Annotated in this window: 13 protein-coding genes, 2 tRNA genes and 3 rRNA genes; 8 read left to right on the forward strand and 10 right to left on the reverse strand. The window is 58.2% G+C overall.

Going from position 1 to position 23,855, the window contains the following annotated elements; genetic code table 11:
• Positions 1-383 precede the first annotated feature (383 nt).
• From AC1RBR_RS01605 to rrf, 5 genes are all read left to right on the forward strand, one after another.
• Positions 384-1,920 (forward strand): 16S ribosomal RNA (locus AC1RBR_RS01605).
• A gap of 81 nt (positions 1,921-2,001) precedes the next feature.
• Positions 2,002-2,078 (forward strand) — tRNA-Ile (locus AC1RBR_RS01610).
• 29 nt (positions 2,079-2,107) lie between these two features.
• Positions 2,108-2,183: transfer RNA gene (locus AC1RBR_RS01615), tRNA-Ala, on the forward strand.
• Between the two features lie 247 nt (positions 2,184-2,430).
• Positions 2,431-5,322 (forward strand): 23S ribosomal RNA (locus AC1RBR_RS01620).
• Between the two features lie 153 nt (positions 5,323-5,475).
• A 5S ribosomal RNA gene (gene rrf, locus AC1RBR_RS01625) occupies positions 5,476-5,591 on the forward strand.
• The 16S, 23S and 5S rRNA genes sit together here with 2 tRNA genes alongside, the layout of an rRNA operon.
• Before the next feature lie 65 nt (positions 5,592-5,656).
• Here rrf and AC1RBR_RS01630 read toward each other — a convergent pair.
• The 4 genes from AC1RBR_RS01630 to AC1RBR_RS01645 all read right to left on the reverse strand — a co-directional run bounded on the left by AC1RBR_RS01630 (position 5,657) and on the right by AC1RBR_RS01645 (position 11,003).
• The gene (locus AC1RBR_RS01630) at positions 5,657-6,835 is read right to left on the reverse strand and encodes a PepSY-associated TM helix domain-containing protein (RefSeq protein ID WP_492562661.1); all 1,179 of its coding nucleotides are present in this window, start codon (positions 6,833-6,835) and stop codon (positions 5,657-5,659) included.
• Positions 6,836-6,912: 77 nt separating this feature from the next.
• The gene (locus tag AC1RBR_RS01635; protein ID WP_492562662.1) at positions 6,913-9,414 is read right to left on the reverse strand and encodes a TonB-dependent siderophore receptor; all 2,502 of its coding nucleotides are present in this window, start codon (positions 9,412-9,414) and stop codon (positions 6,913-6,915) included.
• Positions 9,415-9,501: 87 nt separating this feature from the next.
• Positions 9,502-10,503 (reverse strand): FecR domain-containing protein, encoded by a 1,002-nt coding sequence (locus tag AC1RBR_RS01640; RefSeq protein WP_492562664.1) that lies wholly within the window; start codon positions 10,501-10,503, stop codon positions 9,502-9,504.
• A complete protein-coding gene (locus AC1RBR_RS01645; RefSeq protein ID WP_492562666.1) occupies positions 10,503-11,003 on the reverse strand; it encodes a sigma-70 family RNA polymerase sigma factor in 501 nt (166 codons plus the stop codon). The genes AC1RBR_RS01640 and AC1RBR_RS01645 overlap by 1 nt, the downstream gene beginning before the upstream one ends.
• Before the next feature lie 311 nt (positions 11,004-11,314).
• On the opposite strand from AC1RBR_RS01645, the gene AC1RBR_RS01650 reads away from it, so the two are divergent.
• The gene (locus AC1RBR_RS01650; protein ID WP_095140130.1) at positions 11,315-13,195 is read left to right on the forward strand and encodes a methyl-accepting chemotaxis protein; all 1,881 of its coding nucleotides are present in this window, start codon (positions 11,315-11,317) and stop codon (positions 13,193-13,195) included.
• 146 nt (positions 13,196-13,341) lie between these two features.
• Here the strand turns inward: AC1RBR_RS01650 and AC1RBR_RS01655 are convergent, their stop codons facing one another.
• The 5 genes from AC1RBR_RS01655 to AC1RBR_RS01675 all read right to left on the reverse strand — a co-directional run bounded on the left by AC1RBR_RS01655 (position 13,342) and on the right by AC1RBR_RS01675 (position 20,420).
• Entirely contained in the window at positions 13,342-13,809 is a 468-nt protein-coding gene (locus tag AC1RBR_RS01655; RefSeq protein WP_027611106.1) for an SRPBCC family protein, read from the reverse strand.
• Positions 13,810-13,831: 22 nt separating this feature from the next.
• A complete protein-coding gene (locus tag AC1RBR_RS01660; protein WP_492562668.1) occupies positions 13,832-17,224 on the reverse strand; it encodes an amino acid adenylation domain-containing protein in 3,393 nt (1,130 codons plus the stop codon).
• A 13-nt stretch (positions 17,225-17,237) separates the two neighbouring features.
• Complete coding sequence (locus AC1RBR_RS01665; protein WP_492562670.1) at positions 17,238-18,167, reverse strand: diiron oxygenase; 930 nt, start codon at positions 18,165-18,167, stop codon at positions 17,238-17,240.
• A complete protein-coding gene (locus AC1RBR_RS01670) occupies positions 18,164-18,940 on the reverse strand; it encodes a DUF3050 domain-containing protein (RefSeq protein ID WP_481396200.1) in 777 nt (258 codons plus the stop codon). The genes AC1RBR_RS01665 and AC1RBR_RS01670 overlap by 4 nt, the downstream gene beginning before the upstream one ends.
• Positions 18,941-19,709: 769 nt before the next feature.
• Positions 19,710-20,420: a GntR family transcriptional regulator gene (locus AC1RBR_RS01675; RefSeq protein WP_095140125.1), complete on the reverse strand. Its 711-nt coding sequence runs from the start codon at positions 20,418-20,420 to the stop codon at positions 19,710-19,712.
• Positions 20,421-20,616: 196 nt separating this feature from the next.
• Here AC1RBR_RS01675 and lapG point away from each other — a divergent pair, with 196 nt between their 5' ends.
• Positions 20,617-21,309, forward strand: a complete 693-nt coding sequence (lapG, locus tag AC1RBR_RS01680) for a cysteine protease LapG (protein WP_492562673.1) — start codon at positions 20,617-20,619, stop codon at positions 21,307-21,309.
• 14 nt (positions 21,310-21,323) lie between these two features.
• The gene (gene lapD, locus AC1RBR_RS01685) at positions 21,324-23,270 is read left to right on the forward strand and encodes a cyclic di-GMP receptor LapD (protein ID WP_492562675.1); all 1,947 of its coding nucleotides are present in this window, start codon (positions 21,324-21,326) and stop codon (positions 23,268-23,270) included.
• Positions 23,271-23,396: 126 nt separating this feature from the next.
• On the opposite strand, the gene AC1RBR_RS01690 is transcribed toward lapD, so the two are convergent.
• Entirely contained in the window at positions 23,397-23,735 is a 339-nt protein-coding gene (locus AC1RBR_RS01690; RefSeq protein WP_115985159.1) for a tryptophan synthase subunit beta, read from the reverse strand.
• Positions 23,736-23,855 lie beyond the last annotated feature (120 nt).

The following is a 23,855-nucleotide window of genomic DNA, read 5'->3' on the forward strand; positions in this document are numbered from 1 at the left end:
TCTTTTGACGGTTCGATCTTCTCGGTCGAAAGCGGTGAAAAAGAGGTGTTGACAGCAGCGTGTAACGCTGTAGAATTCGCCTCCCGCTGACGAGAGATCGGAAGCGCAAGTGGTTGAAGTTGTTGAAGAATTCTTCGAAAACTTCTGAAAATAATCACTTGACAGCAAATGAGGCTGCTGTAGAATGCGCGCCTCGGTTGAGACGAAAGATCTTAACCAACCGCTCTTTAACAACTGAATCAAGCAATTCGTGTGGGTGCTTGTGGAGTCAGACTGATAGTCAACAAGATTATCAGCATCACAAGTTACTCCGCGAGAAATCAAAGATGTAACCAACGATTGCTGAGCCAAGTTTAGGGTTTCTTAAAAACCCAAAGATGTTTGAACTGAAGAGTTTGATCATGGCTCAGATTGAACGCTGGCGGCAGGCCTAACACATGCAAGTCGAGCGGATGAAGGGAGCTTGCTCCTGGATTCAGCGGCGGACGGGTGAGTAATGCCTAGGAATCTGCCTGGTAGTGGGGGACAACGTTTCGAAAGGAACGCTAATACCGCATACGTCCTACGGGAGAAAGCAGGGGACCTTCGGGCCTTGCGCTATCAGATGAGCCTAGGTCGGATTAGCTAGTTGGTGAGGTAATGGCTCACCAAGGCGACGATCCGTAACTGGTCTGAGAGGATGATCAGTCACACTGGAACTGAGACACGGTCCAGACTCCTACGGGAGGCAGCAGTGGGGAATATTGGACAATGGGCGAAAGCCTGATCCAGCCATGCCGCGTGTGTGAAGAAGGTCTTCGGATTGTAAAGCACTTTAAGTTGGGAGGAAGGGTTGTAGATTAATACTCTGCAATTTTGACGTTACCGACAGAATAAGCACCGGCTAACTCTGTGCCAGCAGCCGCGGTAATACAGAGGGTGCAAGCGTTAATCGGAATTACTGGGCGTAAAGCGCGCGTAGGTGGTTTGTTAAGTTGGATGTGAAATCCCCGGGCTCAACCTGGGAACTGCATCCAAAACTGGCAAGCTAGAGTATGGTAGAGGGTGGTGGAATTTCCTGTGTAGCGGTGAAATGCGTAGATATAGGAAGGAACACCAGTGGCGAAGGCGACCACCTGGACTGATACTGACACTGAGGTGCGAAAGCGTGGGGAGCAAACAGGATTAGATACCCTGGTAGTCCACGCCGTAAACGATGTCAACTAGCCGTTGGGAGCCTTGAGCTCTTAGTGGCGCAGCTAACGCATTAAGTTGACCGCCTGGGGAGTACGGCCGCAAGGTTAAAACTCAAATGAATTGACGGGGGCCCGCACAAGCGGTGGAGCATGTGGTTTAATTCGAAGCAACGCGAAGAACCTTACCAGGCCTTGACATCCAATGAACTTTCCAGAGATGGATTGGTGCCTTCGGGAGCATTGAGACAGGTGCTGCATGGCTGTCGTCAGCTCGTGTCGTGAGATGTTGGGTTAAGTCCCGTAACGAGCGCAACCCTTGTCCTTAGTTACCAGCACGTAATGGTGGGCACTCTAAGGAGACTGCCGGTGACAAACCGGAGGAAGGTGGGGATGACGTCAAGTCATCATGGCCCTTACGGCCTGGGCTACACACGTGCTACAATGGTCGGTACAGAGGGTTGCCAAGCCGCGAGGTGGAGCTAATCCCACAAAACCGATCGTAGTCCGGATCGCAGTCTGCAACTCGACTGCGTGAAGTCGGAATCGCTAGTAATCGCGAATCAGAATGTCGCGGTGAATACGTTCCCGGGCCTTGTACACACCGCCCGTCACACCATGGGAGTGGGTTGCACCAGAAGTAGCTAGTCTAACCTTCGGGAGGACGGTTACCACGGTGTGATTCATGACTGGGGTGAAGTCGTAACAAGGTAGCCGTAGGGGAACCTGCGGCTGGATCACCTCCTTAATCGACGACATCAGCTGCTCCATAAGTTCCCACACGAATTGCTTGATTCATTGAAGAAGACGATAGAAGCAGCCCGAAATTGGGTCTGTAGCTCAGTTGGTTAGAGCGCACCCCTGATAAGGGTGAGGTCGGCAGTTCGAATCTGCCCAGACCCACCAATTTTTGTGTGGGAAACCTGTAGAAATACGGGGCCATAGCTCAGCTGGGAGAGCGCCTGCCTTGCACGCAGGAGGTCAGCGGTTCGATCCCGCTTGGCTCCACCACCACTGCTTCTGAAGTTTGAAAGCTTAGAAATGAGCATTCCATCGCTGTGATGGTGAATGCTGATTTCTAGTCTTTTGATTAGATCGTTCTTTAAAAATTTGGGTATGTGATAGAAAGATAGACTGAACGTTACTTTCACTGGTAACGGATCAGGCTAAGGTAAAATTTGTGAGTGACTCTTAAGAGTTTTGCGAATTTTCGGCGAATGTCGTCTTCACAGTATAACCAGATTGCTTGGGGTTATATGGTCAAGTGAAGAAGCGCATACGGTGGATGCCTTGGCAGTCAGAGGCGATGAAAGACGTGGTAGCCTGCGAAAAGCTTCGGGGAGTCGGCAAACAGACTTTGATCCGGAGATGTCTGAATGGGGGAACCCAGCCATCATAAGATGGTTATCTTGTACTGAATACATAGGTGCAAGAGGCGAACCAGGGGAACTGAAACATCTAAGTACCCTGAGGAAAAGAAATCAACCGAGATTCCCTTAGTAGTGGCGAGCGAACGGGGACTAGCCCTTAAGTGGCTTTGAGATTAGCGGAACGCTCTGGAAAGTGCGGCCATAGTGGGTGATAGCCCTGTACGCGAAAATCTCTTAGTCATGAAATCGAGTAGGACGGAGCACGAGAAACTTTGTCTGAATATGGGGGGACCATCCTCCAAGGCTAAATACTACTGACTGACCGATAGTGAACTAGTACCGTGAGGGAAAGGCGAAAAGAACCCCGGAGAGGGGAGTGAAATAGATCCTGAAACCGTATGCGTACAAGCAGTGGGAGCCCACTTTGTTGGGTGACTGCGTACCTTTTGTATAATGGGTCAGCGACTTATTTTCAGTGGCGAGCTTAACCGAATAGGGGAGGCGTAGCGAAAGCGAGTCTTAATAGGGCGTCTAGTCGCTGGGAATAGACCCGAAACCGGGCGATCTATCCATGGGCAGGTTGAAGGTTAGGTAACACTGACTGGAGGACCGAACCGACTACCGTTGAAAAGTTAGCGGATGACCTGTGGATCGGAGTGAAAGGCTAATCAAGCTCGGAGATAGCTGGTTCTCCTCGAAAGCTATTTAGGTAGCGCCTCATGTATCACTGTAGGGGGTAGAGCACTGTTTCGGCTAGGGGGTCATCCCGACTTACCAAACCGATGCAAACTCCGAATACCTACAAGTGCCGAGCATGGGAGACACACGGCGGGTGCTAACGTCCGTCGTGAAAAGGGAAACAACCCAGACCGTCAGCTAAGGTCCCAAAGTTATGGTTAAGTGGGAAACGATGTGGGAAGGCTTAGACAGCTAGGAGGTTGGCTTAGAAGCAGCCACCCTTTAAAGAAAGCGTAATAGCTCACTAGTCGAGTCGGCCTGCGCGGAAGATGTAACGGGGCTCAAACCATACACCGAAGCTACGGGTATCACGCAAGTGATGCGGTAGAGGAGCGTTCTGTAAGCCTGTGAAGGTGAGTTGAGAAGCTTGCTGGAGGTATCAGAAGTGCGAATGCTGACATGAGTAACGACAATGGGTGTGAAAAACACCCACGCCGAAAGACCAAGGTTTCCTGCGCAACGTTAATCGACGCAGGGTTAGTCGGTCCCTAAGGCGAGGCTGAAAAGCGTAGTCGATGGAAAACAGGTTAATATTCCTGTACTTCTGGTTATTGCGATGGAGGGACGGAGAAGGCTAGGCCAGCTTGGCGTTGGTTGTCCAAGTTTAAGGTGGTAGGCTGAGATCTTAGGTAAATCCGGGATCTTAAGGCCGAGAGCTGATGACGAGTTACCCTTTGGGTGACGAAGTGGTTGATGCCATGCTTCCAAGAAAAGCTTCTAAGCTTCAGATAACCAGGAACCGTACCCCAAACCGACACAGGTGGTTGGGTAGAGAATACCAAGGCGCTTGAGAGAACTCGGGTGAAGGAACTAGGCAAAATGGCACCGTAACTTCGGGAGAAGGTGCGCCGGTGAGGGTGAAGGACTTGCTCCGTAAGCTCATGCCGGTCGAAGATACCAGGCCGCTGCGACTGTTTATTAAAAACACAGCACTCTGCAAACACGAAAGTGGACGTATAGGGTGTGACGCCTGCCCGGTGCCGGAAGGTTAATTGATGGGGTTAGCTAACGCGAAGCTCTTGATCGAAGCCCCGGTAAACGGCGGCCGTAACTATAACGGTCCTAAGGTAGCGAAATTCCTTGTCGGGTAAGTTCCGACCTGCACGAATGGCGTAACGATGGCGGCGCTGTCTCCACCCGAGACTCAGTGAAATTGAAATCGCTGTGAAGATGCAGTGTATCCGCGGCTAGACGGAAAGACCCCGTGAACCTTTACTATAGCTTTGCACTGGACTTTGAATTTGCTTGTGTAGGATAGGTGGGAGGCTTTGAAGCGTGGACGCCAGTTCGCGTGGAGCCATCCTTGAAATACCACCCTGGCAACTTTGAGGTTCTAACTCAGGTCCGTTATCCGGATCGAGGACAGTGTATGGTGGGTAGTTTGACTGGGGCGGTCTCCTCCTAAAGAGTAACGGAGGAGTACGAAGGTGCGCTCAGACCGGTCGGAAATCGGTCGTAGAGTATAAAGGCAAAAGCGCGCTTGACTGCGAGACAGACACGTCGAGCAGGTACGAAAGTAGGTCTTAGTGATCCGGTGGTTCTGTATGGAAGGGCCATCGCTCAACGGATAAAAGGTACTCCGGGGATAACAGGCTGATACCGCCCAAGAGTTCATATCGACGGCGGTGTTTGGCACCTCGATGTCGGCTCATCACATCCTGGGGCTGAAGCCGGTCCCAAGGGTATGGCTGTTCGCCATTTAAAGTGGTACGCGAGCTGGGTTTAGAACGTCGTGAGACAGTTCGGTCCCTATCTGCCGTGGACGTTTGAGATTTGAGAGGGGCTGCTCCTAGTACGAGAGGACCGGAGTGGACGAACCTCTGGTGTTCCGGTTGTCACGCCAGTGGCATTGCCGGGTAGCTATGTTCGGGAAAGATAACCGCTGAAAGCATCTAAGCGGGAAACTTGCCTCAAGATGAGATCTCACTGGAACCTTGAGTTCCCTGAAGGGCCGTCGAAGACTACGACGTTGATAGGTTGGGTGTGTAAGCGCTGTGAGGCGTTGAGCTAACCAATACTAATTGCCCGTGAGGCTTGACCATATAACACCCAAGCAATCTGAATGCTCGAAAGAGACCAGATTGCGGTGTGTGAAGACGCAATGAACCGAAAGTTCGCGATGCTCACAAACACCTGTATCACATACCCGATTTGCTGAAGCGAGGCCAACCGGTCACGAGTCAGTACCCGAATTTCTTGACGACCATAGAGCGTTGGAACCACCTGATCCCATCCCGAACTCAGAAGTGAAACGATGCATCGCCGATGGTAGTGTGGGGTTTCCCCATGTGAGAGTAGGTCATCGTCAAGATTAAATTCCAGAACCCCTGTCTGCTAACGCAGACAGGGGTTTTGTCGTTTCAGGACTCCCAAACATCAGACCGTTTTACGAGCCTTGCTGATGCGCCGAGCTTGCCACTTACGCCACCAGATATAGACGCCAGTCCCTGACAGTCCCGCAATCACAACACCCAATACCGCGATCAGCACCTGACCGGTAAAGCCTATGATCCGTCCGCCATGTATCGGTAGCTGCAATCGATAAAACCGCTCCCCCAATGTCCCTTCTCCAGCGATTTCCTGCCCTAATAATCGTCCGTCCGTGCCGTGAAAGAACAACCAGGATTTTCCATGCGCTTGAGTGTCATGTTGTCCAAATCCTGCACCGTAGAAGTTGTACTCAAAGCTGTAATACAACTCCCCGATCGCCGCTGTCAGTCCTAACCTTTTTCCCTCCTGCACTGCCCTTTCATACGCCTGTTGATAACTCAACTGTGTCACCCCCAACTCCGAGGGAGGCATTCGCCCTCGAGCCTCATAAACGCTCGGTTCAATCGGCGAAAACCACGACACTGCCGGTTTGAACACCTGACTCGGCAAATTCATCGCGACACTGCTGACCGCAATCGGCAGCAACAACAACCACAGCCACAATCCCCCCGCACGATGCAGGTCGAAGTTGAGCCGGTAAGCGTGCCTGCCCTTGATCTTCCAGGCCGTCGACCACTTTCTCCAGAACGGCTTGCCACGAGGAAATGTCAGCGAAAAGGCGATAAAGCAATCGATCACCCAGGCGCACGCAACCAGACCCATCAACCACAAGCCCCAGTTTCCGGGCAGCGTCAGGTTGTAATGAAACTCGAGAATGAACGGAATGAAGTTCTCCCGGGAAAAGCAGCACTCGCCCCAGTAACGTTGCCCTTTCTGCTCGGCACTCACCGGGTCCAGGTAGAACACCTGATTGCGCTCATCAAACGGTTTGCCCGTCGCCGGATCGTTACGTGGAACAGCTGCCAATAGCGCGGTATGCCCCAACTCGTCCGGATACTCCATGTACCAGACCTGCAGCTTCGGATGGGTGGTTTGCACAGCCTCGACCAACGCCCCTGGAGGCAATCGCTGACCCTCGGCGGACGCCGCATAGAATTGCGGATTCAGCCACTCATCCAGCTCATGATTAAACGCCAGAATGCTTCCGGTAATCCCGGCCAACAGCAAAAACACCGCCGTCGCCAGGCCGATATAGCGATGCAACAACACCAACAATGCGCGCATGAAGATTTCCCCACAAAGACGACAAAGCCAGCCCCTGAGAAATCAGCGGCTGGCTTTTTTATGCACAAGGCAAAGGCTTAGAACTGGTAGCTGACCGTGGCGGCGACGTTGCGCTCTTCGCCCATGTAGCAGAAGTTCAGGCTGGCGCAGGAGGCCACGTAGGACTCGTTGGTCAGGTTGTTCGCATTCAAGCGCACGTCGACGCCCTTCAAGCCGACCTTGCCCAAGTCATAACCGATGGAGGCGTCGAACAAGGTGTAGGAAGGTACCTTCAGCGTGTTTTCCGCATCCGCCCAGCTGTAACCGACATAACGCACACCACCGCCCAGGCGCAGGCCGTCGAGTGCCGCACTGTCGAATTTGTAGTCCGCCCACAACGACGCCATGTGCCGCGGTGCCTGAGTCGGCGAGTTGCCTTTGTTCTCGATCACATCGGTCGGCGTGCTCAAGGTGCTGACCATCGACTTCGAGTACTCGATATCGGTGAAGGTGTAGCTGCCGAGGACTTTCAGGTTGTCGGTCAACTGCATGTGCGCTTCCAGCTCCAGACCTTGCGAGCGCACAGCGCCGACTGCTCGGTAGAAGTTTTCCTGTGGCAACTTGGTCGCGAGGTTCTCCTGATCAATGCGGAACAGCGAGGCTGTGAACAGGTTGTCGGTGCCCGGCGGTTGATACTTCAGGCCGACTTCCCACTGTGTGCCATCGGTCGGAGGCAGAGGATTACCGGCGCTGTCGGCATACGAGTTCGGGTTAAACGACTCGGAGTAGCTGATGTACGGCGCCAGGCCGTTATCGAACAGATACAACGCACCAGCGCGGCCGGTCAGTTTGGTGCGGCGGTCGTTGATTTCCGTGCCCACCGAACGGCCCGCTTCGGCGATACGGTTCTCATCCGACGTCTCGACCCAGTCCTGACGCAGGCCCAGCGAGAACCGCCACTGGTTCATCTCGATCAGGTCTTGCAGGTAGACCCCGGTCTGCTCCAGGCGCCGCAGGTAACTGGTGTCGCCGTACATATCGATCGCTGAGTTGCCATAGACCGGGTTGAACGCATTGATCGGCGCCAGACCGCCACTGGTCCAGTCGACCACCGTTTTGCGCCGCTGATAGTCCGCACCCATCAACACGGTGTGCTTGGTAGCTCCGGTGAAGAATTCGGCCTGCAGCATGTTGTCGACGATGAACGCATGCAGACGTTCATCGCCGCCGGTGTAATAACGGTTCAGTTCGTTGCTGGTTGGCGTCGTCCAGCCATAGGCGTAAACCTGATCCATGTTCACTTTGGAGTCGAGGTAACGGAAGTTCTGCCGCGCTGTGAAGACATCGTTGAAGCGATGTTCGAACTGATAGCCGAACGATTGCTGATCCCGCGAGTAGCCATCAATCCCCGGCTCACCCTCGAAGAAGTGCGGCGAGATGCGATTGCCGTTGCGCTGATGAATCGTCCCGTCCGCCGGCACGCCGCCGTGGTAGCCGCCATCCGGATCGTGCTGCAGATACGCCTGCAGCGTCAGCGAGGTGTCTTCAGTGAAATCGATGCTCAGCGTCGGAGCGAGGGCGAAGCGTTTTTCCTTGTTGTGATCGAATTGTGTGTCGGACTGATCCGTCAAACCGGTCAGACGATAGGCAATGCGCTTGTCGTCATCGCCCGGACCGCTGAAGTCAAAACCGACCCCGCGCTGACCTTGGGTACCGACCGTGGCCTGAACCTGATGATAGGCCTCGTACAACGGCTTTTTGCTGGTCAGCGCCACCAGGCCACCGGGCGAACTGCGGCCATACAAGACCGACGACGGGCCTTTGAGAATATCCACGCGCTCGAGGAAATACGGATCGACCTGCATGGTGCTGTAGGTCCCGCTGTCGCCCATCGACTTGAGGCCGTCGAGGTAGATGTTATCCACCGAGCCATCGTTGAAGCCGCGCATCGCCACATAGTCGTAGCGATGGGTCGCCCCGTAAGGGTTGGTCAGCACGCCGGGGGTATAACGCATCGCCTGGGAGACGGTCTGCGAGCCTTGATCGTCCATTTGCTCGCGGGTGACCACGGACACGCTTTGCGAAGTTTCCAGCAACGCGGTACTGGTCTTGGTGGCGATCTGGCTGTGGGTGGCGTTATAGCCTTCCATGCTGCCGAGTGCGTTGCCGAGGGCGAAACCTTTGATATCGGTGGTTGGCAGTGCCAGCGCATCGGTTTCACTGACAGGACGCAGGACGTAGCTGCTGCCGTCCTGGCTGACTGCTTCCAGGCCCGAACCGCTGAGCAAATGGCTCAACGCCTGATCAGTTGAATATTCGCCCTGTACGCCCGGAGACTGTTGTCCCTGCGTTTGCTGCGGAGTCATCGCCAGGGTAATGCCTGCCTGACGGGCAAACTGGTTCAGCGCTTCGCCCAGCGGGCCGGCGCCGATGCTGTAGCGATGACTGCTCGCTTCACTGGCAGGGGCGGCGACGCTCAGGCCGGGCAGCGCACCGGCACCCAGAACGGTGGACAGCAGGGCGGCGCGAACGGCGTGGCGCAGCAGGCCCGATTCGGCAGTGAAATTCAGCGGTTTCTTACAGGTGAGGCGGACAGTCATTGTCGGTTTCCGTGGCAAGTCGCAAAGGCTGAGTTGAAGTGCTTACTGACCAAGCCGGACTTGTCGCGAAAACCCGCCAAAGTAATTTCAGGTCACCGCCTCGAGTGTGACCCACCATCGGGTGCGATAACGCAATTGCACCGGCAGGGTCTGCGGCAGGATGGCCAGCAGCTTGTCGGTGTCCTCCAGGCGGAACACTCCGGACAGGCGCAAGTCCGCCACCTGCGGCGCGCACGTCACAAAGCCCTGCCGATAACGCCCGACTTCATTGAGGAAATCGCCCAGGCGCATGTTGCGGGTCACAATCAAACCATCGGCCCACGCGCCCACGTCCATATCCAGTGGCGGGGCCGGGCGCACCTGATGGTGATCGATCAGATAGGTCTGCCCGGCGAGCGCCTCGACGGAGGTTGCGCCGCTGCGAATGGCGACGCTCCCTGAGCTGACGGTGAGCCGCGTGCAATCGCTGTCCTGACGCAGAATGAAGCGGGCTTTTATCGGCTCATAAATGCCATGACGACTTTGCACGCGAAGTGGCCGGTTGAACGTCGCGCCTTCATCGTTACCGCCGCAGGTAACGATGATTTCCCCGCGAGTGAGTTTGATCAGCCGTTGTTGCGCGGTGTAATCCAGATCCACAGCACTTGCAGTGTTCAGCTCGATCCGCGTGCCGTCGGGCAACTGGAAGCCGCGGCGTTCGCCGGTCGCCGTTGCATAATCGGCGCGCCACTGCTGCCAGACGGAGATGTCCTTGGCCAGCCACGCCGCGGAGGCCATCAGTACCGTGCCGGACAGCAACTTCAAGGCCTGTCGCCGTCCGAGTCCTTGCGCACTGTTTTCCAGCGTATTCAGCGCCACGTGCGCACCGGGCACGGCGCGCAGGTTATGGCTCAATTCCGCCTGCAACGACTGCACACGTTGCCAGGCCAGTTCATGTTCATGATGTTCGGCGCGCCACGCGTCGCACTGATGACTCAGGCGCGCATTGCCATGGTTGTTGCGCAGCCGCAGCAACCAGTGAATGGCTTGCTTGACCACCTGTTGTTGCGGCTCGGCGCGGCGCCCGACTGAGTTGTTGTCCACAGGCATCAGGCTTCGTACCGCAACATGTAACAGTGATACAGCGCATCGGCGACGTAACGTTCGACTGAGCGCAGTGACAAACCCATCTGCGCGGCGATTTGCCTGTGGGTCAAACCTTCGCACTGCGCCAGCAGAAACGCCTGACGCACTTTCGGCCGCAAGCCTTCGAGCATGCGCGCCACGCTCTCGAGCAACTCGATCACCAACGCGCGAGCTTCGGCGCTTGGGGTTTCGGCTTCGGGCAAATGGGCGATGGCTTCGAGATAGGCGCGTTCGATTTCTGCACGGCGCCAGTGGTCGATTACCAGGCCACGGGCGATGGTGCGTAAAAATGCGCGAGGTGCCTTGAGTTCCAGACGTTCGCTGCGCTGCAACAGACGGACGAAGGTGTCCTGGGCCAGATCCGCGGCATCTGCGGCATTGCCCAGCCGCGCTCGCAGCCAGGCGTTGAGCCAGCCGTGATGACTCCTGTAAAGCGCCTGCATTGCAAACTCAGGTGAGGACATGAACGCGACAGCCCGAACGTCACAAATGATAATTAGTCGCATTTTTATCAAGGGCTGAGAATTTTGCAACCTCCGCACGAATAACCGTCTTAAAAAACTGAAGGCAAACGCTCTGGCACGCCGTTCGGCGGGAATCTGACAGAAATGCCGCACATTTCCCACAACGCCCTAAGTTTTCCGCGAACGGTGCCGACAGACTGGTGAGACATGCGTGCACCAAAGTAGAGCGGTCGTCAGAACGCCGCCTGCGCTGTACATGGAATGTTGCATCCCGGAACGCATCCCCACTTTTGCATAAGAAGTCCCATGAAATGAATCTCAAGTTCAGCCATAAAATCCTGTTGGCCGCCTCGGGCGTCGTGGTCCTGGCTTTCGCTTTGTTCACCCTCTACAACGACTATCTGCAACGCAACACCATTCGCCAGAACCTTCAGTCGTCCGTGCAGCAGGCCGGCGATCTGACCGCCAGCAGCGTGCAGAACTGGATGAGCGGGCGAATTCTGGTGCTGGAAAACCTCGCGCAAAACGTTGCCCATCAGGGCAAGGACGCCGACTTCCCGGGGCTGGTCGATCAACCGGCCTTCACCTCGAACTTCCAGTTCACCTACGTCGGCCAGGCCAACGGGGTGTTCACTCAGCGCCCTGACGCGAAAATGCCCGACGGCTACGACCCGCGTCAGCGCCCTTGGTACAAGCAGGCCGTGGTCGCCGACAAAACCATGCTGACCCCGCCGTACATGGCGGCGGTCGGTGGTCTGGTGGTGACCATCGCCATGCCGGTGAAAAAGAATGGCGAACTGCTGGGTGTAGTCGGTGGCGACCTGAGCCTGGAAACACTGGTGAAGATCATCAACTCGGTGGACTTCGGTGGCCTTGGCCACGCGTTCCTGGTCAGCGGTGACGGCCAAGTGATCGTCAGCCCGGACAAAGATCAGGTGATGAAGAACCTCAAGGACATCTACCCGAATTCCGGCGTGCGCATCGAGAAAGGCAACCAGAACGTGGTGCTCAACGGCCAGGAACGTATCCTGTCGTTCACCCCGGTCAGCGGTTTGCCGAATGCCGACTGGTACATCGGTCTGTCGATCGATCGTGACAAGGCCTACGCCGCCCTCAGCCAGTTCCGTACTTCGGCGCTGATCGCGATGTTCGTCGCGGTCGCTGCGATTGCGTTGCTGTTGAGCCTGCTGATCAACGTCCTGATGCGTCCGCTGACCACCATGGGCCGCGCGATGCAGGACATCGCCCAGGGTGAAGGCGACCTGACCCGGCGTCTGGTCGTGGAAGGCAAGGATGAGTTCGCCGAACTGGGCAGCTCGTTCAACCAGTTCGTCGAGCGCATTCACGCGTCGATTTCCGAAGTGTCGTCGGCCACCCGTCATGTACATGACCTGTCGCAACGGGTGATGGCGTCGTCCAACGCCTCGATCATCGGTTCCGACGAACAAAGTGCCCGCACCAACAGCGTGGCTGCCGCGATCAACCAGTTGGGCGCCGCCACTCAGGAAATCGCCCGAAATGCCGCCGATGCTTCGCAGCACGCCAGCGGCGCGAGCGAGCAGGCCGATGACGGTCGTCAGGTGGTCGAGCAGACCATTCAGGCGATGACCGAGCTGTCGCAGAAGATCAGCCTGTCGTGCACCCAGATTGAAACTCTGAACGCCAGCACCGACAACATCGGCCACATCCTCGATGTGATCAAAGGCATCTCGCAGCAGACCAACCTGCTGGCGCTCAACGCGGCCATCGAAGCGGCACGTGCTGGTGAAGCCGGACGTGGTTTTGCGGTGGTGGCGGACGAGGTGCGCAACCTCGCCCATCGCACCCAGGAATCGGCGGAGGAGATCCACAAGATGATCACCTCCTTGCAGGTCGGTTCCCGTGAAGCGGTGACCACCATGAACGCCAGTCAGGCGTCCAGCGAAGAGAGCGTTGAAGTGGCGAATCAGGCTGGCCTGCGCCTCGTCAGCGTGACCCAGCGCATCGGCGAAATCGACGGCATGAACCAGTCGGTGGCTGCCGCGACCGAAGAGCAGACGGCGGTGGTGGAAACCCTCAACGTCGATGTCAACCAGATCAACCTACTGAACCAGCAGAGCGTCGCCAACCTCAATGAAACATTGAAGGATTGCGATGCGTTGTCGCAGCAGGCGAACCGGTTGAAGCAGTTGGTCGACAGCTTCAAGATCTGATCGCCAGACGGAAGACCGCGTTATCGTTCTTCGCGAGCAAGCCCGCTCCCACAAATTGACCGCGTTCCTACAGAAGGAATGCAATCAAAATGTGGGAGCGGGCTTGCTCGCGAAGGCGGTAGTTCAGTCACCGCCAAACTGAAGCCTTACACAAACAGCTTCAGCACATTCCCCATCGCATCATCGGCAAACCCCTGCACGAAATCCTTGAACCCCGGCAGCGCTTCCTCCCCACCTGAAGCCGGCTCGGCAATGATCGTCCAGGTCGCCCGCGACTTCCCCGCCCCCAGTGATTCCACATTCATCGCCGCCCACAAATTCGCCACACCCAAGGTGTTGTAAATCGTGGTCCAGGTCATGGCGCGCGCCTGCTCATCGCGGGAGTTGAGTTGTTCGACCACCACATTGCCATCCTTGAAGAATTTCTTGCGCAGCGACGACACGCCGTCGCCGGTCATTTCGATGTGCGACAGCGCCGGAATGAAACGGTCGAAGCCAGCGAAATTGCCGACCACCGCCCAGACCTGCGCCGCGTCCGCCGGCACCTCCACCGAAGACACAACGTGGCAGCCGTGCGGGTTTTTGATCAGGGTGTCGGGTTGCAGATTGCTCATGGTGTTGCTCCTTTTTGATGAACTAGATGAAGTTGATCTGTTTCAAGTAATCGCAGCCGCGACGTAGCAGCGCCGGGGATTTTTCCGGGTACTGCGCGCCCATCTGCCGCACGCCGGCCTTGGCGTTGGCATGGCCGATCAGGGAGATGTCGCCGATGTCTTCCTCGAAGCCGTTGAGGTAGAAACCGAGCACGCCGAACAGCGCGTTGTCGGCATCGACCCGGCCCAGTTGCTGCTGCCAGTCGGCGACGCTGACCAGCGAGAACTCGCTGCCGGTTTCGCGGAACGAGGCGACGTAGGCATCCCAACTCAGCGGCTCGGGGTTGTGCAGGTTGAACACCGCACGCTTGGTCGAATAACGGCTGGCGTGGAAGGCGATGAAGCGGGCGAGAAAGTCCACCGGCATCAGGTCGAAATTCAGCGCGAAGGCCGGCACCTGACCGAGCTGGATCGAGCCCTTGAGCATCAGCATCAAACGGTTTTTGTGCGGCTGGCAGACGCCGCTCAGGCTGTTGAAGCTGATGTTGCCGGGGCGATACAGGTTGACCCACACCCCGCGCTCGCGGGCCCGTTCGAGGATGCGTTCGCCGACCCATTTCGACAGGTTGTAGCCGTTGCGAATGTAGATCGGCGGGGTCGCTGCGGCGGGCAATTCGAGCACGTGGCCTTCGCTATCGACGGTGCTGGAAGCGGACAGCGTCGAGACAAAATTGAAGACCTTTTTGCTGCGCCCTTCACACAGGCGCAGCAGCTCGAAAATCGGCTCGACGTTATCTGCGGCAAGCGACTCGTAATCAAGCACGTGATTGACGTTGGCGGCGTTGTGCACCAGCGCGCCGAACTCGCGATCCAGGCGCTGATAATCGTCAGCGGCCAGACCCAGTTGCGGGCGGGTGAGGTCCGCGGAGTAGATTCGCACCCGGCTCAAATCGAGATGTTCGAGGCGGTTCTCGCGCAACGCCTGAGCAAAACGCTGCGCCGCCGTTTGCCCGCCCCCGTCGCGCACCAGACACGCCACTTCGCTGGCGCCCCAACCAAGCAGCGCTTCGACGATGTGCACGCCGACAAAGCTGTTGGCGCCGGTGACGATCACCTTGTGCACATCGCCCAAGCGACTGATGGGCAGCGGCTCAATGTTCAGCGCACGCTCGGCGTCGGCCATGGCCTGGGCGCTGAGCACCGCGCTGTCATCGGTACCGCGCACCAGCGTTGCGAGTTTGATGATGGTCGGCAATTCGATGAAGCGGTTGATCGAGATGCTGCGCCCGAACTCCTCACGCAAGCGCAGCAACATCCGCGACAGCAGAATCGAATGCCCACCGAGATTGAAGAAGCTTTCGTCGGTGGAAATATCGCTGCTCGGCAGCTCCAGCAGTTCCGCCCAGATCTCCAGCAGCAACGCTTCGTCAGCGTTTGCCGGCAGGCATTTCGGACTGCTGTCCTGCACGCTCACCGGCAGCTCCAGCAACGCTTTGCGGTCGACCTTGCCGTTGCTGGCGAACGGCATCTGCGCCAGTTCAGTCCACGCCACCGGTTGCATGTAGTCCGGCAGAAACTGCTGGGCATGCGCCTTCAACAGATCGCGGGCAGCGTCCGACTGCGGCTGCGCAAGGAACGCCAGAATCCGCCGCTGATGGTCGATCACCACCGCCACCTGGCGGTACAACTGGCTCTCGCGCAGGCAGCGCTCGATCTCTTCCGGTTCGACCCGGAAACCACGGATCTTTACCTGATTGTCGCGCCGTCCACACAGCTCGATGCCGTGTTCGCCCCACTTGGCCATGTCGCCGCTGCGGTAGGCGCGCAAGCTCTCACCGTGCGGCAGTTGCAGGGTCAGATAACGCTCCGCAGTCTGCTGCGGATTGTTCAGATAACCGAGGCAAACGCCGGGGCCGACGATGAACAATTCGCCGACGGTGTTCTCCGGCACCGGTTGCAGATCGTCATCGAGAATCAGCACCTGACTGTTGGCAATCGGTGCGCCAAGAGTACGGTTGCTGTCACCCGGTTTGAGCTGGCGAGCGGTAATCAGCACCGTCGCTTCGGTGGGGCCGTAGAGGTTGTGCAGCTTGCCCTGACGGGTCAGTTGCTCGATGACGAAGGGCTCGCAGATGTCGCCGCCGGTCATCACCTCGACGCCTTGCAATTGCTCCAGCGGTAGGATGCTCAGCAGCGCCGGCGGCAGGAACGCGTGGGTCAGTTGCCGGCGGCGGATAAGCGCCACCAGTTGCAGCGGATCGCGGCGCTGGGTGTCATCCGGTACTACCAGTTCAGCGCCTTGCAGCAGCGTCGGAAAGATATCGATCAGAGAAGAATCGAAACTCAGCGAAGAGAACTGCAACACCCGACTTTCGGCGTGCAACTGCGCGTAATCGGCGTACCACGCGGTGAAGTGCGCAAGGTTCGCCTGGCTCAGCAGCACGCCCTTCGGATGGCCGGTGGTGCCGGAGGTGTAGAGCGCCATGCACGGTGCTTCAAGCGTCGGCCGCTGACGCATCAACGGCAGGTCGAGATCGGCGTCGGCACTGTCGATACGACTGACATCCAGCCCGGGCATCGACTCACCCAGCGGATGCTCGCCGTCGTGCAGCAACAACACTGCGCCGGCGTTTTGCAGGATGTATTGCTGACGCTGCACCGGATGGCTCGGCTCCAGCGGCAGATACACCGCGCCACTGCCGAGCACCGCCAGAATCGAGGCGAACAGCGCCGGGCTTTTCGGCTGGCAGATACCCACGACCCACGGCTGCGGATGCTGCTCGAGCAACGGTTGCAGACGTTGCTGGATCGCACGGCTGTGCGTGTGCAACTGGCGATAGCTGAGTGACTGCTCGGCCAAGTGCAACGCCGGTCGCTCGGCGTGCGCGATCAGGCTCTGCTGCAGGCGTTCGATCAGCGGCGTCTGCGCCTGTCGCAATAATTCCGGATGCGTCGTGGCGTTGAGGCGATGGACGTAAGCCAGACTGTCGAGAAACGACAGATTTTCCACCTGTTCAAAGTCCGGCGCCGTGGCTGGCACTGCCTGCTGCAAATACTCGGCATCGCGGGAGAAACGGCTGACCAGCAACGCGACTTCGTCGACCACATGCGTCAGCACTCGCTGGCGCAGTGCCTGACCATTGCCGGACGGCTCATCGCCAATCGGCACACGGCTGATCAGTGACGAGCCGAGGAAGCACAGCAGGTCGAGCGTCGGTAAACCGCCAAGGCTCGGCGACCCGATACCCAGGCGCAGATGCAGGTGCGGGATGGCGCAGAAATCGCCGGCGCCGATGAAGCCGTCGTCGATGATCAGATCCACCGGCGATTGCGCCGCGCCGCTGCGCCGTAAAGTGTGACCGTGTTGTTCGAGTTCCTGCGCCAGGTCGGTCATGGCCTGGCTGGCGCCAATCAGCAAAATGTCGAGACGTCTCATGTCGGCCTCCTCATCAAACCAGATAGTCACGCAGGGCGTGCTGCACGCACGGCGTGTCGAGCAGCGAGCTGCTGTGGAAAAAGCGCACGATGTTGCCCACCAGCGGATGGTGGCGATTGATCGGAAACGCCAGCCCGGCCATTTCGTCCTTGAGCGAGCGGTGCACTGCCTCGCTGACCGGCAGGGCGTCGATCAGGCGCAAATCGAAGGACTTCTGGATGTCGTTGGTCAGGTAATGGCCGATGAACACCGGCAGGATCTGCGCGATGGTTGCCCGATCCGCGTCATTGGCGGTGTGCCAATAGATACGCACCATGCGCGCCCAGAAGCTGGAGTGGCGGCCCTCGTCGAGCAAGTGATCGGCCATCAGCCCTTTGATCGACGGCTTGACCGTGTCGTCCCGGGCGAACGCGGCGACGTCGCCGGTCACGGTGTTTTCGGCGATGGCCACGCAGATCAGTTCCACCGCGCTGCGCAGGTGCTCGGGCGCCAGTGCCACAGCGGCAGGAATCGCCCGGCTCAGTTCGATTTCAGTGGGCAGTTCGATCGGCTCGATACCGGTCATGGCCACGGTCTGCTGCATAAAATCCATCGCTACCAGCGCGTGGTAATCCTCGTCCACCACCACGGTCATGGCGTCGTAGCGACAGGCGAACGGGAAGGCCACGGCGAAGCGATTCTTGGCGATGCTGCGCGCGGTCTTGTCGACGATCTCGGTCTCGAAAATCACCACGTCGTTGATGAATTTGTACAGCGTCTGCACCAGGGCGAAATCCCGCTGCTGCGGGCATTCGCGCAGGAAGGTTTCGCTGAGCACCAGGGGTTGGCGGCTCAGCGGGTAGATCAGGCGTTCATCGTCTTCGAGCACGCGCCGTGGTCGGGTACGGATGGTGGCGCGGGTTTCCCAGGCGTCGGCGAAGGATTGGTAGTCGGCGGCGTTCATTGGGCCACCTCCACCAAAGTCTCGCGCATGCTCAGACGCAGGCCGTCCCACAGGGCGATGCGGCTTTCCACCGCCGCGATGGCGCTGGCATAGACCTCGGCTTCGCGTTGCGGATCGCCATCGACCAGGCGATCGAGCAGGTGCTCCGCCGCCGGGCCGTGATCTTCCGAATCGACCTCGATGTGGCGCTCCAGGTAATAGCGAAAGGTCGGCGCCTGTTCGATGCCGATCCCCCAGTCATCGAGGATGCGCTGGAACATCGGCGGGATTACGCTCTCGCGGCCATGCAGGAACGCCGCGGCGACGCTGTGGCCCGGTGCGTGCAGCGCGGTGTTCAGCGTCTCGCGCACAAATTTTGCTGCTGCCGGATCCACTTCGACGCTTTGCAGAGCGACGTCGTAACTCACGCCTTCCTGCTGCAGCGCGACAAACCGCTCGACCGCCGTGGTGCTCGCACCGACTTCGCGCATGGCGTCCAGGTACAGCTCGAAATGGCTGTAATGGCCGTGAGCGGGACGATCATCCGACTCCTCACCGAGCACGATTTCATTGATCAGGCGTGCGGCATGCGGGTCTCGTGGCGGCAACCAGGGCAGCCGCGTGCAGGTCAGTTCCTGCTGCAGGCGCTTGGTCAGCGACATGAAATCCCACACGGCGAAGACGTGGGACTCCATGAACCGGCGCAGTACCGATAACGAATCGATCTCGGTGAAGATCGGGTGAACGCTCAATTGCGCTTTTTTCAGGGCGAGTTGTTCTTTAGTTGGCATCATGGCGAACCTCGGTGTTATTGGAATAGAGGAAGTTGCTCGTTCTGTGCTTTAACGCGGACTCAATAAATCTGAAACGTTTTCTATTGGCGAACGCTGGCCTCATTCGGATCGGTGAAAGTTTGCGAAGTGCATGGAAGGCTCTGAGCAGAAGCCTGGCGCTTATCTGCCAAGACTGCAGCCTGACTATGGAGCTGCGCCGTGTTTGCGGGGTGAACCCTGCTCGGCAATAAAAAGCTAATACATCGTTAAATAACTTAACAAGTTTATTTTTAATTATTTTTAGTTGTCTGTTTTTTGAATATGAGTTGGCCTGATAAAACTATTTATTTGAGTTTTATTTGGGCGTAGTTGCTCCTTTCGGCAAATAAAGGCCAAAATTGAAAACAAGAGTGAATGCCTCACTCAAAGCAACTTTAAAAAGCGGGGATTTATGTGATGTATAGGAATGAAAGTGGGCCGGAAACGGCGCCGTAACTTCCCTTTTTCCCGTGGCAAGGCTCCTTCCGTAGGTTCCTGGTGCGGGGACTGCGCCGGCAGTGCGGCGCGTCGCCCGTTCTTCATGGGGTGGCCGTTAAAGAGTGCGGGTAAATTGGCGGGACGGCTATGACCGATTCGTCCGCGCCGAGCCGCAATGACGGGCTTGCGAGCGCTGGGAGGGTAGAGCGAACAGGCGGATCCGCCACCAGGTTTGCGGGGGATCGGGGGAGAGGATTTGTAAGCGGGTTATTCGCCGGTCAGGCGCGAAGGCCAGAGACCGGCGTGGAGGGTGTCAGCGTGCAGCCTTGCGGTTTTGTCCGGCGGGGCTGGCGAGATAGCGGGTGATGACCTCGACGCCACGGTTGAGGTGATGTGTGAGCAACTTCACCGACAGCTCGACATCGCGCGCGATCACGGCCTGGAGCATGGCGCGGTGATCTTCCTGGGAGAGTTTGCCCAGGCCCATGGCTTCGAGGTTGAACCGCAGGAAGCGCTCTTCCTCATTGAGGCCGTCTTCGACCAATCGCAGCAAACGCCGATTCGGTGCCTTACTGTACAAAGCCATGTGGAACAGACGATTGAGCCGACCGATTTCGCTGTAGTCGTGCTGGATTTCGAGTTCTTCGATATATCTGGCGGCAAGCGCGTGATCGGCGCTGGTCAGCAACGGGATCGACTGGCGCATGGCCTCGGATTCGAGCAGGATCCGCAACTCGTAGGTTTCGGTGGCGTCGCCCTGGATCAGCGGCGCTACAACGGCGCCCTTGTGGGTGGTGACGCTTAGCAGTTCCTGCGCTTCGAGCTGGCGCAGAGCCTCGCGCACCGGCATCCGGCTGACCCCGAACAGGTCGGCCAGATCCTGCTGGCGCAGGGCGGTGCCGCACGGTAAGCGACCGTCAAGGATCGCCGAGCGCAGGGTCTCTTCGATGATCGAGCGGGCAAGGTGTGCGGGAATCGGCCCATCGACTTTGATGCTGTGCAGCGGTTTGGGCTTCTGTGTCACAACTACTCACCCTGAATGACGACGGAATTTGGATCCAAAGACACTAGTGATTGCTCTACAGGTTGTCAAACCATGTAAAGGCTTGCTGTCCTGCGTGAAGTTTAGCGCGATGGTGATGATCTCATGGTGCCATTGTTTTTTGCCGGGCTAAGCTTCACCATCAAACGCTTTCCTTCCTGCCCCTTGGAAACCTGCTGTGGCGGTACGTTTCGCGATCCCCCGGACTCTGCGCTGGCTAGGCTGCGCACTGTTGCTGGCCGGCGTTATGCTGGGCGGCCTGCATGCCGATTGGGATTTTTCCGCGATCAGCCGCAAAGCCACGGCGCTGTACGGCCCGCTGGGTGCCGGGCAGCAGCGGATCGATGCCTGGCAGAACCTGCTGGCCACGCAGAAACAGGTCAGCGAGATGGAAAAGCTCAAAGTGGTGAACCTGTTTTTCAACAAACAGGTGCGTTATGTAGAAGATATCGATCTGTGGCGACAGGTCGATTATTGGGAGACGCCCATCGAAGCCCTGTGGAAAGGTGCCGGCGATTGCGAAGACTACGCGATCGCCAAGTATTTCAGCCTGCGCCATCTCGGGGTCTCCAGTGACAAGCTGCGCATCACCTACGTCAAGGCACTGCGCCAGAATCGCGCGCACATGGTACTGACTTACTATGCCACCCCCGATGCCATGCCGTTGGTGCTCGACAGCCTGATCGATCCGATTCAGCCGGCGTCCCAGCGAACCGATTTGCTGCCGGTCTACTCTTTCAATGCAGAAGGTCTGTACCTGCCGGGAGCCAAGGGCAACAAGAAGGTCGGTGACACCAAACGCCTGTCGCGCTGGCAGGATGTGCTGAAGAAAATGCAGGCCGAAGGTTTCCCGGTCGAAACGACTAACTAGGAGCACGCGCTCAGATGTCTTTGTTCAAACAGCTGTTGATCGCTATCTGTCTGTTCCTGGTGGTCGCCTTCACCGGCAGCTTCATGGTCAGTCTGGAGAGCTCGCGCACGCAGTACGTCAACCAGCTGCGCTCCCACGCTCAGGACGCCGCCACGGCGCTGGCGTTGTCGCTGACGCCGAATATCGACGACCCGGCGATGGTCGAGCTGCTGGTCAGCTCGATTTTCGACAGCGGCTATTACGCGAGCATCCGCGTCGTTGATCTGAAAACCGACCAGACCATCGTCGAGCGCAGCGGAATTCCGACAGTCAGCAATGTGCCTGACTGGTTCGTCAACCTGATCGGCCTCGAACCTGCTGGTGGCGACGCGCTGGTCAGCCGTGGCTGGGAGCAGGCGGCGCGGGTCGAGGTGGTCAGCCACCCGATGTTTGCCGTGGCCAAGTTGTGGCAGAGCGCGTTGGGCAGCCTCGGCTGGTTGCTGCTGTGCGGTGCGGTCAGTGCGGTGCTCGGCGCGCTGCTGTTGCGCCGGCAATTGCGCCCGCTCGATTACATGGTCAAACAATCGCACGCCATTGCCCGCCGCGAATTCCTCAGCCTGCCGGATCTGCCGCGCACCCCGGAACTACGGCGCGTGGTACAGGCGATGAACCAGATGGTCGAGAAGCTCAAGGCGCTGTTTCAGGAGCAGGCCGAGCGCAGTGAAAAACTGCGTGCCGAGTCCTATCAGGACAACCTCACGGGGCTGGCCAACCGGCGCTATTTTGAGATGCAATTGCACAACCGCGTGAGCAACCCGGAGCAGGCCAGTTCCGGTTATCTGCTGCTGTTGCGGGTCAAGGATCTGGCCGGGCTCAACCAGCGCCTGGGCGGGCAGCGCACCGACGAACTGTTGAAAGCGGTGGGCCAGCAGCTATCGCGCGAATGCGCCAAATACCCGGAAACCCAGAACCTCGTCACCCGCATACGCGGTGGTGAGTTCGCCGTGCTGGCGCCAGGGCTGGTGCGCGAAGAAGCGCTGCAACTGGCGCAGAACCTCGACAGCGCATTGAGCAGCCTGCATGCCACCGGCGCCACCGATGTACCGGCCGTGGCCTCCATCGGCCTCGCGCCGTTTGCCCACGGTGATTCACCGCAAGCAGTACTGACCCTGGGCGACCAGGCGCTGGCGCAGGCCGAGGGGCAGGGCGAGCAGAATTGGGCGTGCATCGATCAGAGCCTGGTGGCGGACGTCGGTGACGATCACCACGCCTGGCATCGCTTGCTCGATCAGGCGCTGAATCAGCAGCGTTTCGAGCTGTACTTCCAACCGGTGGTGGCCGCTCAGGACACGCAATTGGTGCTGCATTACAAAGTGCTCTCGCGGTTGCTGGATGAGCAGGGTCAGACCATTCCGGCCGGACGTTTCCTGCCGTGGCTCGAGCGTTTCGGCTGGACCGCACGGCTTGACCGCTTGATGCTCGAACGCGTTCTGGAGCAGATGAAAGGGCATGAGGATTCGCTGGCGCTGAACCTGTCCTCGGCGACCCTGGCCGATTCGCAGGCCTTGAACAAAGTGTTCGAGATTCTGCGGGCGCACTCTGATCTGGGCGAGCGCCTGACGCTGGAGATCGGTGAGGAACAGTTGCCGGAGCAAGCGGTGCTGGAGCAGTTGACCCGGCGCCTGCGTGAACTCGGTTTCTCCCTGAGCCTGCAGCGCTTTGGTGGACGCTTCAGCATGATCGGCAACTTGGCGCGGCTGGGGCTGGCGTACCTGAAGATCGATGGCAGCTACATTCGCGCCATTGATCAGGAGAGCGACAAGCGCCTGTTCATCGAAGCGATCCAGCGGGCGGCGCACAGCATCGATCTGCCATTGATTGCCGAGCGGGTGGAGACCGAAGGCGAGTTGTCGGTGATTCGCGAGATGGGCTTGTATGGGGTGCAGGGGCAGTTGTTGGGTGAGCCCAGGCCCTGGAAGTAAATCTTGTTAAGGCGGTGACAGTGATGCCGCCTTCGCGAGCAAGCCCGCTCCCACATTGGAATGCATTTCAAGTGTGGGAGCGGGCTTGCTCGCGAAGGGGCCAGTCCAGTCGCCGAAGATCGCGGATCAGATCAGCCCGCCTTCATCTTCATCGATCAGGTGGCTCAACCCGCCCAGCGCCTCACGCGCCTGGGTCCGGTCCATCAGCTTGGCCTGTGCTGCCGGCGGCAGGTCGGTGACCCGGATCACGCCTTTCTGGGTCAGCACCTGAATCAGGTCGTCGAGTACCCGAATCATTTCCAGGTCGCTCTGCTTGAGCTGTTTCAGGCTGGTTTCCACCACTTCATTGGCGAACCAGGCCTGGATTTCATGGCTGTCGGCCGGCAGCGTTTCCGTGGCCTCGGCGTAGGCCGCGGCTTCCACGCGAATCAACAGACCTTGCGCATCGCGTTGCACGTAAAACATTGAGCATCCCTCAGAAAAGATCCAGCGTCATGCTGTCAGCAGCATAGGCCAACTGCGCGCGAGTATGCGGTGCGGCGACGAAATCGTCACCGCCGAGTTAGCCGCAAACGTGACGGCCGC

The sequence above is a fragment of the Pseudomonas sp. GW823-FHT01D03 genome (assembly GCF_058798255.1).

Coding starts and splice junctions, on each gene's coding strand:
- AC1RBR_RS01630 (WP_492562661.1), bottom strand. CDS start 6,835: ATGCGCGCATTGTTGGTGTTGTTGCATCGCTATATCGGCCTGGCGACG.
- AC1RBR_RS01635 (WP_492562662.1), bottom strand. CDS start 9,414: ATGACTGTCCGCCTCACCTGTAAGAAACCGCTGAATTTCACTGCCGAA.
- AC1RBR_RS01640 (WP_492562664.1), bottom strand. CDS start 10,503: ATGCCTGTGGACAACAACTCAGTCGGGCGCCGCGCCGAGCCGCAACAA.
- AC1RBR_RS01645 (WP_492562666.1), bottom strand. CDS start 11,003: ATGTCCTCACCTGAGTTTGCAATGCAGGCGCTTTACAGGAGTCATCAC.
- AC1RBR_RS01650 (WP_095140130.1), top strand. CDS start 11,315: ATGAATCTCAAGTTCAGCCATAAAATCCTGTTGGCCGCCTCGGGCGTC.
- AC1RBR_RS01655 (WP_027611106.1), bottom strand. CDS start 13,809: ATGAGCAATCTGCAACCCGACACCCTGATCAAAAACCCGCACGGCTGC.
- AC1RBR_RS01660 (WP_492562668.1), bottom strand. CDS start 17,224: ATGAGACGTCTCGACATTTTGCTGATTGGCGCCAGCCAGGCCATGACC.
- AC1RBR_RS01665 (WP_492562670.1), bottom strand. CDS start 18,167: ATGAACGCCGCCGACTACCAATCCTTCGCCGACGCCTGGGAAACCCGC.
- AC1RBR_RS01670 (WP_481396200.1), bottom strand. CDS start 18,940: ATGATGCCAACTAAAGAACAACTCGCCCTGAAAAAAGCGCAATTGAGC.
- lapD (WP_492562675.1), top strand. CDS start 21,324: ATGTCTTTGTTCAAACAGCTGTTGATCGCTATCTGTCTGTTCCTGGTG.
- AC1RBR_RS01690 (WP_115985159.1), bottom strand. CDS start 23,735: ATGTTTTACGTGCAACGCGATGCGCAAGGTCTGTTGATTCGCGTGGAA.